The sequence below is a fragment of the Nostoc sp. genome, assembly GCF_036917655.1.
Classification (GTDB): domain Bacteria; phylum Cyanobacteriota; class Cyanobacteriia; order Cyanobacteriales; family Nostocaceae; genus Nostoc.
The window spans coordinates 400,837-413,796 of sequence record NZ_JBALCY010000074.1 but is presented as its reverse complement, the minus strand read 5'-3'; the positions used below and the strand labels follow the sequence as shown (position 1 = coordinate 413,796).

Below are 12,960 nucleotides of genomic sequence, written 5' to 3'. Positions count from 1 at the left end.
GCGCCAAACCACTGAGGAGCCGTGTGAATTGGAAACTTTCATGCACGGTTTTGAAGACCAGTGAAACTGGTGACAGTTCCACTGAGTTCTAATGACACCAACCCCCAATTTGGCAAAGAAGTTCAAAGCCTTGCCCAAGAGATTCACCAAGAAATTAATATTGGCAAGGTTCAAGGTAAAAATGTCCAGAATGTTTACGGTGGCGAAGCCTTCCAGTCTAATGATGCTAAGGCTCCCACTGTTCAAGGAGGTAGTGGTCACAATATTACTTTCAATAACTACAATCATCCCCCTGATTGACTACAGTCGCCTGTTGGGAAACAGGCAAAGTTAAATCCCTCTACTGAAACACCGCAAAATTTACCCCTAAGTGGGGTGGTGAAGTTTGTTGGACGTGAAGTTGAATTCCAAAACCTACACCAGATGTTGCAGGAAAATAATCAGGTGGTAATTGCTGCGATCGCTGGCATGGGTGGACTGGGTAAAACAGAACTGGCCTTACAATACGCAAAGGCTCACCGTGAAATCTACAAGGGTGGAATTTGCTGGTTGCTGGCAAAGGCTGAAGATGTAGGAATTCAAATTGTGCAGTTTGCCAGAACGCAGCTTGACTTAAACCCACCAGAAGATTTTGATTTACTTGCCCAAGTGCAATACTGCTTTCGGCTTTGGCGCGAGGGTAATGTGCTGCTAGTATTAGACGATGTGGGAGAATATCAACAAGTTAAGCTTTACTTACCCTCGTCATCTTCTCGGTTTAAAGTGTTGATTACTACGCGCCAACATTTAGGGGCATCTATAAAAGAATTATCTCTAGATGTATTGCAACCAGAAGCATCCCTAGAGTTATTAAAGTCATTTTTTAAAGAAACACCACAGCGAATTGAGCAAGAATTGGTTGTTGCAAATCAGTTGTGTGAGTGGTTGGGATATTTGCCTTTGGGTTTGGAATTAGTCGGACGGTATCTGGCGCGAAAAAAAGACCTTTCTTTAACAGAAATGTTGCGACGGTTGGAGAAAAAGCGACTAGAACAACCCGCCTTTGATAAAGCAGAAGGCGACATGACAGCACAACGGGGTGTGTTAGTAGCCTTTGAGTTGAGTTGGCAAGAATTAAACGACGATGACAAGCAGTTAGGCTGTTTATTGAGTTTATTTGCCTCCGCACCTATATCTTGGAAGTTGGTAGAACAGTGTTTACGAGAGGAAGACGAGGAAAAAATAGAGAAAATCAGAGATGATAAGTTGTTGAATTTGCATTTACTTCAGCGCAAAGGTGAGGGAATTTACCAATTACATCCACTGTTGCGGGAGTTTTTCCAATATAAGCTTACAGGTTTAGAACAGGCAGAGGAATTTAAGCGATCGCTTTGCAAGGTAATGGTAGAAGTTGCTAAGGAAATTCCTCAAGACCCCACTCTAGAGAAAATTACCACCATCTCTCCTGCAATACCTCATCTAGCAGAAGTAGCGAATAATCTTATTCAATACGTCAGCGATGATGATTTACTTTGGGCTTTCGTCGGTAACGCCCAATTTTACAAAGGTCAGGGGTTGTATGATCAGGCTTTACCTTGGTTTGAGCAGTGTCTAGAAGTCATTAAAAAGCGTTTGGGAGAAGAACATCCAGATATTGCCACTAGCTTCAACCAGCTAGCGGTACTCTACCGTTTCCAAGGCAGATACAGCGAAGCCGAACCCCTGAACCAGCAAGCTTTAGCACTCAGGCTTAGGCTGCTGGGAGAAGAACATCTAGATGTTGCACTGAGCCTCAACAACCTAGCGGTACTCTATGTTTCCCAAGGCAGATACACTGAAGCTGAACTACTGTTAAAGCAAGCTTTAGCACTCAGGCGCAAGCTGCTGGGAGAGGAGCATCCAGATATTGCACTGAGCCTCAATAACCTAGCGTCACTCTATCGTTCCCAAGGCAGATACAGTGAAGCCGAACCCCTGAACCAGCAAGCTTTAGCACTCTGGCGCAAGCTGCTGGGAGAAGAACATCCATCTATTGCACTCAGCCTCAACAACCTAGCTAATCTCTACAAATCCCAAGGCAGATACAGCGAAGCCGAACCCCTGTTAAAGCAAGCTTTAGCACTCAGGCGCAAGCTGCTGGGAGAGGAGCATCCAGATATTGCACTGAGCCTCAATAACCTAGCGGAACTCTATCGTTTCCAAGGTAGATACAGCGAAGCCGAACCCCTGTTAAAGCAAGCTTTAGCACTCAGGCGCAAGCTGCTGGGAGAGGAGCATCCAGATGTTGCACTGAGCCTTAACAACTTAGCGGTACTTTACTACTCCCAAAGCAGATACAGCGAAGCCGAACCGTTGTACCTGCAAGCTTTAGCATTCAGGCGCAGATGGCTGGGAGAAGAGCATCCAGATGTTGCACTCAGCCTCAACAACCTAGCGTTACTCTACGACTCTCAAGGCAGATACAGTGAAGCTGAACCCCTGTACCAGCAAGCTTTAGCACTCAGGCGCAAGCTGCTGGGAGAGGAGAATCCATTTGTTGCCAATAGCCTCAACAATCTAGCGGCACTCTACTACTCCCAAGGCAGATACAGCGAAGCTGAACCCCTGCTTGAGCAAGCTTTAGGACTCAGGCGCAGACTGCTGGGAGAGGAGAATCTAGATGTTGCTATGAGCCTCAATAACCTAGCGGAACTCTATCGTTCCCAAGGCAGATACAGCGAAGCCGAACCCCTGTTTGAGCAAACTTTAGCACTCAGGCGCAGACTGCTGGGAGAGGAGAATCTAGGTGTTGCCGCTAGCCTCAACAACCTAGCGGCACTCTATCGTTCTCAAGGCAGATATAACGAAGGTGAACCCCTGTGCCAGCAAGCTTTAGCACTCAGGCTTAGGCTGCTGGGAGAAGAGCATCCAGATGTTGCCTCTAGCCTCAACAACCTAGCGGAACTTTACCGTTTGCAAGGTAGATACAGCGAAGCCGAACCCCTTTACATCCAAGCTTTAGCACTCAGGCTTAGGCTGCTGGGAGAAGAGCATCCAGATGTTGCCTCTAGCCTCAACAACCTAGCGGAACTCTATCGTTTCCAAGGTAGATACAGTGAAGCTGAACCCCTGTACATCCAAGCTTTAGATATTTTTGAGCAACGATTAGGGGTGAATCATCATCATACTGTCAAGTGTCGTGAAAATTTGGCAAATCTTCGCGTAGGCTAGCCCGCCGCAGGCATCGCCTCTCCTCAAATCAAGAATACGCAAGTTTTGTGCAAAGCGTACCATGTTAAAAGTTAGATTTGCGATCGCCTAGACTAAAATTCATATTGAACTAAGTAAAAATGCCATTTTACTTACTCAAAAGCAGCTTTTACTTTCTCAAAAGGAGCTTTGACTTTCTCAAAATAAGCTTTTACTTTCTCATTTTACTGTTTTCCGCAAGCAAAAGAAGCTTTGACTTACTCAAAAGCAGCTTTTGCTTTCTCATTTTACTGTTTTCCGCAAGCAAAAGCAGCTTTGACTTACTCAAAAGCAGCTTTTGCTTTCTCATTTGAGTAATTCACGCATTCATTTTGGTATATCATTGAGCCGAAAGCTTGCGATCGCTTCTCGGCAAATCTTAAAGGCTATTCCATTCTTCTAGCGTGATTTCCCGCTCTAGAATAACCTCAACTTCCCCAATCATCATCCGCAATTGCGGTACAGAATACTCATCATTAGAGGGAATAGTTAGGCGATATTCTCCGTAAACCATAAACTGATATCTTGTTCCAGAAAAAGGGCCATCAAAGCCAAGCCATCGTAATTTTTTCACAAAATCCCGACGCTTACACGGTATCCATCGGCTCAAGGGTCGGCTCCTTGTTGAGGTCAATATTATCAATTACTGGTAGAGAATGTCCCAACTTTAACCCAAGCAAAATCCAGTCTTCCAGTATTGAGCATAATTCATCCTCACACTCGCGCAAAGTTGATGCAAAGGCTATTACTCTTTTGCAAACAGGAATTCTACCTGCAAATGTACCATCTTCAAGCTTGTCATAAATTGCCTGGGCGTAGACGCAAAGCGGCTTGTCGCCAGACATCGCTCGGTCAACATAATCGCTCAGAATAAACCTTATCGCCATGAAATCTCGCGTGCTTGCCACTGGCAATGAACATACTGAAACAGTGCTATTAGGGCGATTATGCAGTAATAGATAATGCAAAGGTTGAGCAGAAGGCTGATTAGAATGTACACAGGAATTATGCTCCCAACTTATTGCTCTAAGTTGACTCTGACTTGATGTGACGGTTATGTGACTAAGTTCCCAGATTAACTCCCAAGATTAAATCGTTAGAATGAAGTGTCAAAGAATATGGTAATGTGATACATATGGCTTTTGACAACTGATAACACTGATTGCTATCTTCAACCAATCAATATAAGTCTGTTCTCTTCGGATTACCAACTCCAGCACGAGCCTTTGCATCACCTGCTCACGGTTGGCAGACTCATCACCGAGTGATGGCAAATCCATGGTTTCACATTCAACAAGCTTTTTGCTTCGAGCCGCCACTTGTTGCTCCAGTAGGTGAATGATCGTTTCATTCGACAACTCATCTGCAAAATGTAACTGGAGGAGCAAAGGTTCTCGGATAGTCGGTAAGGGCTGATGAGTCCCAAGCCATCGGGTGAATTCGGCTTTCCCTGGCTCCGTCACACTGTAGACTTTGCGGTTGGGACGATCATGCTGAATCTCAATCGTACAGGTAATCCAGCCTTGCTCAACTAGCTTATCGAGAGTTCTGTAAATTTGTGCCTGGTCTGCTGGCCATAAATGGGCAATGCATTGATCAAAGCAGCTGGTTTTGAGGTCATAACCCGTCATTTCTTGCTGCTGAAGAAGACCTAGAATTACATATGCTAGCGACATTAAGACGGTTTTCCCATAATTGATATTTTCTCGATAGGTTCTACACTATGTACTTCTTATAAGTTTATGCTAATATATGATTAATCAAATATAAGATATAACGGATATAAAAAGATATGTTGATTGTAATGCGTCTTAGCAAGGAAACCAAATATATGAACTGAGGTTGGGCAGATGGCTAATGGTGCTGTTTGCACAAGACAGTAAGGAAGCAGCGATGTATGTTGAGTGCTGCTCCCGTACCCATACGGGGATCTTGCTACGTGAAGCGTCTTGTTGGCGCAGCCTCTCGTAGAGAAGGGAAGGAGAAGTTCTGATCAGAGCGGCAAGCCTCCTGGCGAGCGTCTACGCCACCATTGGATATGCTATTCATCACTAGCGAATCACTCAACAGACCAGTTGTTCGCTACAGTCTATTCGTGATGAATACCGACGCAGAAATTATTTAAGCGATTGAAAACTATCGTAACGAGAGGATGGGTAACATTGACTTCTAACACACTTTCACAAAGAATACGTCAACATCAATATCTGCGTGATTTACGAAACAAATTACTCCACCTTCACAAGATGTTGCTGGAAACAGAACGCATTGCCTACGAACAGGTTAGTGGACGAGTATCAAGCGGTGAACTACTTCAGCTAGTTATCGCTCATGAACAATTTGCTTGGCTACATCGCATTTCTGAGGTGGTTGTGCAAGTTGATGAAATGCTCGAAGCAGATGAACCGATATTGTTGGACAATTTTGAAAAGTTGATTGCTGATGTCCGCACGCTGATTGTACCGTTAGAGACGGGCAATACCTTCGAGAGAAAGTATTACAACGCTCTCCAGCGCGAACCTGGTGCTGTGTTGGCACATGCGGAAATATCAAGATTTCTCATGTCTGAGGTTTAAGGGTAACTTAGAGCGATTTTCAATAGCCATACAGCGGATTTTATCTGAATAGACCACAGTAAGTAGGGTGGGCATTCCAATGCCCACCCTACTATAACGAATCCCCAGAACATGTTTAAAATTGGTGACTTTGTTAAACGGCAAGATAAAAGTATTCCAGAGAATGAACCGGGCGCGGCTGGGATGTCGGTTAACACTGCCTATGAAATCATTTGGATAGTCCCGAATGGATTGTTGTCAAATCACTTGCCAGTAATCTTTTTGAGATATCTCATCAAGATGAATTATTCTGTGAGCAAGTATTTTGTCCTGTAAATAAAATTACTCTGTACTTAAATATGATTTTTAGCGTAGGCGTAGCCCGCCGTAGGCATCGCTGGTTTTTTAGCTGACCTCACAAAATCGCGTTGTTCCCTCATTAAACTGGAAGCGATTAGGCAGCGCGGCAAAGTGGCAGGGGCGGGCTTATGAGAACTAGTTGGCTTCATGAGAAATCTATTGCCCGTCCCTGCCACCGCCTAATCGAGCGAAGCGGTCTTCCAGTTTAATGAGGCCACTTAAAATTTAATCTTATTTTGGAAAACCTTCTTCCATTGTGGTGTAATATTAGTACATAATGTAAGTTTTGTACAAATTTATAAAAATGTACGAAATTTAAGTTTCGATTGTTATTTATTAATTTTGTGAGGCACTATGACTGGCATAAGCGCAACAGAAGCCCGTGCAAATTTTCAAGAGCTTATTAGCCGTGCTGAGTATAAGGGTGAGCGTATTGTGATTGAGCGTCATGGAAAAGCTGCTGTAGCGATTATTGGTCTTGATGATTTGAGACTGCTTGAAGCTATAGAAGATGCTATTGACTCAGAGACACTTCGTCGTGCAGTTAATGAAAATGATGGCTTTACTACGTTAGAGGCAATCAGTGCCAAGCGTGGAAATGAGTGAACGTTACAGTTTGAGAATTGCGATGACTGCTGAAAAGGATTTAGGTGATTTACAAGCGAAATTTTATAAGCAAGTTGTATCTAAAATTCTTTCGCTTCAAGGCAATTCTCAACCTCAAGATTGTAAAGCATTAAAGGGCTATGAAGGTGGTTATCGTGTCGATCAGGGTGAGTATAGAATTCTTTACACTATTGATCACGAGAATCAGATGATCGATGTTTTTCGCGTTGGCAAGAGGAATGATGGCGAAGTCTACAAAAATTTGTAGGATTTACGCAAGATAGAAAAGGAAAATCCTTTCAATAAGCTTTGTTGCTTTTACTCACGCTTGGATTCAACCACAATAATGTAAACAGGAAATTTTATTTGATATTTAAGCCTAATTACAGGAGTAATGAAGTGTTGAGAATTAGCATTGAAGAAGCAGCGATAAATTTAAAATCTCTCTTGGAACGAGTAGCTAGGGGAGAAGAAGTGATTTTGCTAGAGCATTAAAAAACAAAAAGACCAGCCTCCCACAGCTGGTCTGGAAAATGTTTTTTTGCGTTGTCTTCTCAAGAGAGTTAAAACCCAATTGCGCGTTCCCAAAATGCAACGGGCAACTTTTCTTAACAATATTGTAACAGCCAACACAGATTTTTCCTGAATATTCATCAAAAAAAGATATGAGCAAAGCTTAAAAGCCTCTATCTGTCAGGATAATTCAGCAGATCGCAGGGTTATAGATGGGGAAGGATCTGGGGAGAAATAACCAATGCCCAATACAACTCTTGGAGAGGCTGCGCCTTAAGCGAAGCTATGCCGCAGGCTTTACGGCTTCTCTACGAGACGCACTCGCGTTCGCTCAGTAAAAGTGCCTAATGCCTAATGACTAATGACTATTTGTGGTTTTCCCCAGAGGATGCTCTCCTGCTTGTAAATGGCAATTCCCGGTTTTGCTCCTTTGGGTTTGTAGACGTGTTTTAGCTGAGTGTAAACTACTGGGACTTGCTCACTCTGACGGGCGCGACTGTAGTAGGCGGTAAGATTAGCTACAAATTGCAAATCAGCTTCTTCTGCAACAGCACCCGGTTTTAGACGTAGTAGCACATGGCTCCCTGGAATTTCTTGAGCGTGGAACCATAGGTCATAATCCCCAGCTACACGAAAGGTCAATTGGTCATTCTGGCGATTGTTGCGACCAATTAATACTTCAAAGCCGCCGGGGCTAAGGTAACGATGAAAGTTGGTGCTAGGGACTTCATTGGCGCTGCGGCTGCGGTATTCTGGATCTTCTAGATACTTTTGCCCAATTAACTCTTCGCGGATTTCTTCTAAAGCTCGCAAATCTTCTGCTGTTTGATACTTGTCTATCTGAACGATCGCAGCTTCTACTTGCTCTAAATACTCAATTTCTGTCTGCACTGACAACAGTAGCGGTTCGACAGCAGAACGAGCGCGTTTAAGCTTTTGGTGCTGTTTATAAAGACTTTGGGCATTTTGAACAGCATTTTTATCTGGTTGGAGAGCGATCGCTACTGGCAAATTTGTATCAAAATCAGCAAGGATAATTTCTTTCATCCCCGGTTCCCAGTTTTGCAGGTGAGCCATCAATAAATCAGCTTTTTGACGATACTCATCGGCTTGATCTGATTGCTGCAAACGTGTCTTAAAGGTTTGCGCCTTATTCCGTAATTTCGCCAGAATATTATTTAATTTCTGACTCAACTGATGGCGTAATTGGGAAAATAACTGTTGGTCAATTTGGTTACTGTAGTAGCGGTTGAGTAACTCCTGGATATCTTTGACGTTTTCAACTGCACCCCAACCCATCACGGTATAACCATCTTTTGTCCAAGCGGGTTGAAATTTACTGTAATCTAAGGCTTGCAGCCATTCTTGCCAGCTCTCAAATAGCCGTCGCCAGTCGTCGGGGTTGAAGCTATCGGTGGATGTTTCTGGTGCGATATTTGCTTCTAGCAGCATTAACTCTAGTAGTGCGGCACTCAAGCCACTATAACTTTTCAGCAATTGCCGCTTGATTGCTCCTGGTACTAAACTTACCCGTTCTTGCCAACGTTCTTGAGATTCGCTCAAACTGGGGACAGTCCCAGTTAGTTTTGGTGGTGTTTCATAAGGTTGTCCGGTTTGGATGGGACGGACACTAGATTGCTGCTGACTGACTTGATGGGCGGCGGTGATAATTATATTGTTGGCGTCGGTGAGAATGACGTTGCTATACTTGCCCATGATTTCTGCATAGACATGATATAGGGCGCTTTCTCCAGGACGACGGGCAAATTGCAAATCAATAACCCGCTCCCAAGGGGCGATCGCATCAATAGCCACCAGTGCCAAACCACTCAATTGGTGTATCAGTTGCTGGCTAAAGGTGAAGGTATCTGGCGATCGCGGTGGTGGATCGCCAATGCAAATATGTGCAGCTTGGGGATGCCAAGAAATCTGTAGCCAATCCCGTTGTTTCAGGGTGCGTAATGCTATGGCAATAGTATAGCGATCGCGTTGGTAAACCTGTTCTAAGCGTGATGGTAGCCAGTTAGCGCGGATTTCGCTACAAGCAGCTGTGAGAGTGGTAAAGTCAACTGGTTGCAAAGCGATTAGTTGTTAACATTCAAATGGTAGCGATCGCTATGCTTTTATTTTCGTTTAGTCAAAGCATAGCTGACCTCAACTATCATAGCGGTTACTTGGTTTGCTGATAGCTGCGAATAAAAAAAAGCACAAATCTATGATTAAGGTAGACTTTTGCGCTTAGGTGACAAGTTACTTTTTTATACAATAAATACGACATGACCTAAATTATTTGATTTTTGAACAAAATTAGGTATGTAGGGTGTGTTAGAACGAAGTTCGTAACGCACCATTATCAACGGATAGCGCAGCGTAAAGCCTTCGGCACGGCTTCGTTTAGAGCGATAAAGCTAAAAAGTTAGGACGTAGCGCTAGACGTAACGCTAGTAAACGCAAGAGACGAGCATTAGAAAATCAATCATAAGTAATAAACATCTATAAGTCTTAGCCGTGGAGATAAGACTTATTTTTAAACATTACAAAATAGGTAAGGTTTTACTATAAATAACATTTCAACCAAATAGGGCTAAATATAGCAAGGATTAGTCATTATGTCTATGACGTGGCAAGAGCTAAGAGATGCATTAGCAAAACAGACAGGCTGGAAGATAGCTGCTTATGAAGATCAGTTCGGCTTTATTCGTGAACTTAAAATAACTTGGGGAAGTTCTATTTTTTATTACGTTGAATTTAAATTTAATCGGACTGATGAGGAATTTGAAACCGAATTACAACGGCGTATTGAAAAACTTTGCTGATTTCATGGCCAATCGTGGTAAGATATACACAAATTCCAAGAGCCGATGACCTAATTTAGTCAGGTGAAAATCCTCTCTAGTTGCGGAAGGCATAAGCCTATAATCTCTCAGTAGTTAACCTATAGTCTAGAAAAAACTTAAACTAAATTAGCGAGGTAATCAAATCAGGAATGGTCAAAAAGCAGTCCTTAATACATTTGTAGATAGGATAGAGGCTGTGTAGTTCAGCCATGAAGGTAAAACTTCTAAACTAATAATCTGGATATTTGTCTATATTGTTAGCAACTATTAGCCAAGCTAGTTGAAGTAAATTAAAATTACTGAAAAACCACCAGTATAAAAGCTGGTGGTTTTTTTAATAGAGATTTTAACTCTTAGAATTTTGCGTTTTTTTCTTTTTCTTTCTTTCTGAGAACTTTTGCCACATCCATCCTAATATAGGAATCGTAATCACCATTCTCTGTTACGCAAAAGAGTTATTTAGTAACCAAAACTGGCTTTTTTGCTGTTGACTGGACTAATTCGGCTGTTGACTCTACTAGTTCTTTTGCTGTTGATTGGACTAATTCGGCTGTTGACTCTACTAGTTCTTTTGCTGTTGACTGGACTAATTCGGCTGTTGACTCCACTAGTTCTTTTGCTGTTGACCCTACTGGTTGTCGCTGCAACAGTTGGGTGTAAAGTTCACTCAACTGAGTTGCTACGCCATCCCAACTAAACTTGCTTTCGACGCGCTTTCTACCAGCTTTACCTAATTGGTCTCGCCACTCTGGATTTAAGAGAATTCGGTCAATGGCAGACGCAAAAGCAGCTACATCTTGTGGTGCTGCTAATAAACCAGTTTCTTCATGAACCACAGTAAACTGAAGTCCGCCAACATCACTAACTACAACTGGTGTACCGCTTGCCATCGCTTCGATTGCCACGAGTCCAAAGGGTTCGTAGTGACTGGGAACAACGCAAACATCGGCAGCTGCGTAATAGGTTGGCAAAACATCTTGACTGAGACGACCAGCAAAAGTGGTAAAGTCGCTCATCCCCAATTCGTTGACAATTTGCTCAATGCGATCGCGCTCAATCCCGTCGCTGTTACCTGGAGTACTACCACCACCAATAATTAGCTGGAGATTGTTGGACTCGCGTAGCCCAGACTCGTTTACTGCACGCACCAAGGTTTCTATACCTTTGCGTGAGTCAAAACGTCCTACATATAATACAACTTTGGCTTCTTTCGCAATTCCTAATTCATCTCTGGCTGCTTCTCGTGCGATCGAACCAAACCTCTGAATATCTGTACCGCAGGGAATGATGTCGATATTGCCTTGAGTGGAAACTAGCGATCGCATATGTTCCTTTTCTTGCGGACTTGTCGCCACAATTCGCTCTGCCATTTCCAACACCTCTTTTTCCACAGCTAATCGCTTATTAGCAATCAGAGGAATATTTTCTATCGTGTTATACTTGACTGCTCCTAAAGAGTGGTAGGTGTGAACCTGTTTACTATCTTGGATTTTATTTAACTCCATCCCCACCCAACTAGAGAGCCAATAGTTAGTGTGAACTAACTGGTATTTAATGTCATTTTTTACTTGAAATTTGAGGAAATTTTCCACAAATTCTGGCAGATATTCAAAAATCTCATCTCGCGGCACAAACTCAAGAGGGCCAGCTTTTAAACGAATAGTTCGACAATTGTCCCTGTGTTGAACAATCGAGTCTTGCTCCAGACTGACTTTGCGGGTAAACATATCAACTTGCCATCCTAGCCGCGCTAGTGCTTCACCGACGTGTCGCACATAAACATTTTGTCCCCCAGCTTCTTCTTTCCCTATTTCAACCGCCGGGTCTCCGTGGACGGAAATCAAGGCAATACGTTTTTCGGTGATAGAGTTCATAGTTTGTTGTTGCTGATTTTAACAAAGTTTTAGGCTCTTTCCAGTTCGTGTCTAGCACACTTACCTGAATTGTTTAAGAACTTTGATTAATATTTATTTTAATTTAATATGTCTAATATTTTTATATCTTCTGCCTGAAGTATGCTTTTAAGTTAAGTATTTAGATTTAATTTCTTTCTATACAAAAAATTCTTCTATTTATAATATTTCATACTTTTGATAGATGAAAATTATATTTGTATCAAATAGATACAAATATAATTCCATAGATATAGCAATCCTATTTGATTTGCTTTCCAGCGAGAGGCTCAGACCCCGACTCGCGGATCTTTTTGTTGGTAACTCCTGCACGGATTGCTGTAGATGCATTGACGTGAATTCGACGAAGTTAGGAACGGGGATTAACTAAAATGCAAAACTTCATCCTGTCTCACGATCCCTCTCCTTATAAAGGAGAGGGATTGAGGGTGAGGTAAGCCAGGGACATAAATTGTATGTTATTTAATTCTTATTCCTTACAGTTGGAGTTAAGGTATAATTTAAAACTAAAAAACTGCTTGATTTGTAGATTTAAGTTCAAAGCAGTTACCACAGTTAATTCACCGCGTTGAACTGACGTTGTATTAAGCAGTAAGAATAAGTGTTAAATATTGATGCAAAATTGGGTACTTTCTGGAATTTGCTTCGGAAAGTTTCAGATTATATTTTCAATACATTAATAAATTTCAGGAGCAAATCAGGTGTTTACTTCAACCTTACTCGCTGCTGCAACTACACCTCTGCAATGGAGTCCGACAGTTGGACTAATTATCATTATTGCCAATATCATTGCCATTGCCTTTGGCAAATCTACCATCAAGTATCCCAACGCAGAACCAAAACTACCCTTAGGCAATTTCTTAGGTGATTTTGGTTTACCAGCCTTTTTAGCAAGTGCCGCCTTTGGTCATATCTTAGGAGTGGGCGCTGTCTTAGGGCTGCATAACCTGGGAAGAATTTAGATTTTTA

11 protein-coding genes and 1 pseudogene are annotated in these 12,960 nt (G+C 42.5%); 7 read left to right on the top strand and 5 right to left on the bottom strand.

Going from position 1 to position 12,960, the window contains the following annotated elements:
- Positions 1-69: 69 nt before the first annotated feature.
- Both V7K30_RS28920 and V7K30_RS28915 read left to right on the top strand, forming a co-directional pair.
- A complete protein-coding gene (locus V7K30_RS28920) occupies positions 70-300 on the top strand; it encodes a hypothetical protein (protein ID WP_335005230.1) in 231 nt (76 codons plus the stop codon).
- Between the two features lie 75 nt (positions 301-375).
- Entirely contained in the window at positions 376-3,189 is a 2,814-nt protein-coding gene (locus tag V7K30_RS28915; protein WP_335005228.1) for a tetratricopeptide repeat protein, read from the top strand.
- A gap of 397 nt (positions 3,190-3,586) precedes the next feature.
- Here the strand turns inward: V7K30_RS28915 and V7K30_RS28910 are convergent, their stop codons facing one another.
- The 3 genes from V7K30_RS28910 to V7K30_RS28900 all read right to left on the bottom strand — a co-directional run bounded on the left by V7K30_RS28910 (position 3,587) and on the right by V7K30_RS28900 (position 4,883).
- On the bottom strand, positions 3,587-3,781 hold the full coding sequence (locus V7K30_RS28910; RefSeq protein ID WP_335005227.1) for a hypothetical protein: 195 nt from the start codon (positions 3,779-3,781) through the stop codon (positions 3,587-3,589).
- A gap of 13 nt (positions 3,782-3,794) precedes the next feature.
- Positions 3,795-4,094, bottom strand: coding sequence for a type II toxin-antitoxin system HicB family antitoxin (locus V7K30_RS28905; protein WP_335005225.1), 300 nt, complete (start codon positions 4,092-4,094; stop codon positions 3,795-3,797).
- Between the two features lie 222 nt (positions 4,095-4,316).
- On the bottom strand, positions 4,317-4,883 hold the full coding sequence (locus V7K30_RS28900) for a PadR family transcriptional regulator (protein WP_335005224.1): 567 nt from the start codon (positions 4,881-4,883) through the stop codon (positions 4,317-4,319).
- A 486-nt stretch (positions 4,884-5,369) separates the two neighbouring features.
- On the opposite strand from V7K30_RS28900, the gene V7K30_RS28895 reads away from it, so the two are divergent.
- The 3 genes from V7K30_RS28895 (at position 5,370) to V7K30_RS28885 (ending at position 6,996) form a co-directional block, all read left to right on the top strand.
- Positions 5,370-5,783, top strand: a complete 414-nt coding sequence (locus V7K30_RS28895) for a hypothetical protein (RefSeq protein WP_335005222.1) — start codon at positions 5,370-5,372, stop codon at positions 5,781-5,783.
- Between the two features lie 693 nt (positions 5,784-6,476).
- Positions 6,477-6,728 (top strand): type II toxin-antitoxin system Phd/YefM family antitoxin, encoded by a 252-nt coding sequence (locus V7K30_RS28890; protein WP_335005220.1) that lies wholly within the window; start codon positions 6,477-6,479, stop codon positions 6,726-6,728.
- Complete coding sequence (locus V7K30_RS28885) at positions 6,721-6,996, top strand: type II toxin-antitoxin system RelE family toxin (protein ID WP_335005255.1); 276 nt, start codon at positions 6,721-6,723, stop codon at positions 6,994-6,996. Before V7K30_RS28890 ends, V7K30_RS28885 begins: the two co-directional genes overlap by 8 nt.
- A gap of 596 nt (positions 6,997-7,592) precedes the next feature.
- Here V7K30_RS28885 and V7K30_RS28880 read toward each other — a convergent pair.
- Positions 7,593-9,320, bottom strand: a complete 1,728-nt coding sequence (locus V7K30_RS28880) for an Rqc2 family fibronectin-binding protein (RefSeq protein ID WP_335005218.1) — start codon at positions 9,318-9,320, stop codon at positions 7,593-7,595.
- Positions 9,321-9,850: 530 nt separating this feature from the next.
- On the opposite strand from V7K30_RS28880, the gene V7K30_RS28875 reads away from it, so the two are divergent.
- Positions 9,851-10,057: a hypothetical protein gene (locus V7K30_RS28875; RefSeq protein WP_335005216.1), complete on the top strand. Its 207-nt coding sequence runs from the start codon at positions 9,851-9,853 to the stop codon at positions 10,055-10,057.
- Positions 10,058-10,716: 659 nt separating this feature from the next.
- Here V7K30_RS28875 and V7K30_RS28870 read toward each other — a convergent pair.
- Positions 10,717-11,952, bottom strand: a pseudogene (locus V7K30_RS28870) (glycosyltransferase family 4 protein); the annotation flags it as partial.
- 740 nt (positions 11,953-12,692) lie between these two features.
- Between V7K30_RS28870 and psaK the strand changes: the two are divergent.
- A complete protein-coding gene (gene psaK / locus V7K30_RS28865; RefSeq protein WP_334827953.1) occupies positions 12,693-12,953 on the top strand; it encodes a photosystem I reaction center subunit PsaK in 261 nt (86 codons plus the stop codon).
- Positions 12,954-12,960: the final 7 nt, after the last annotated feature.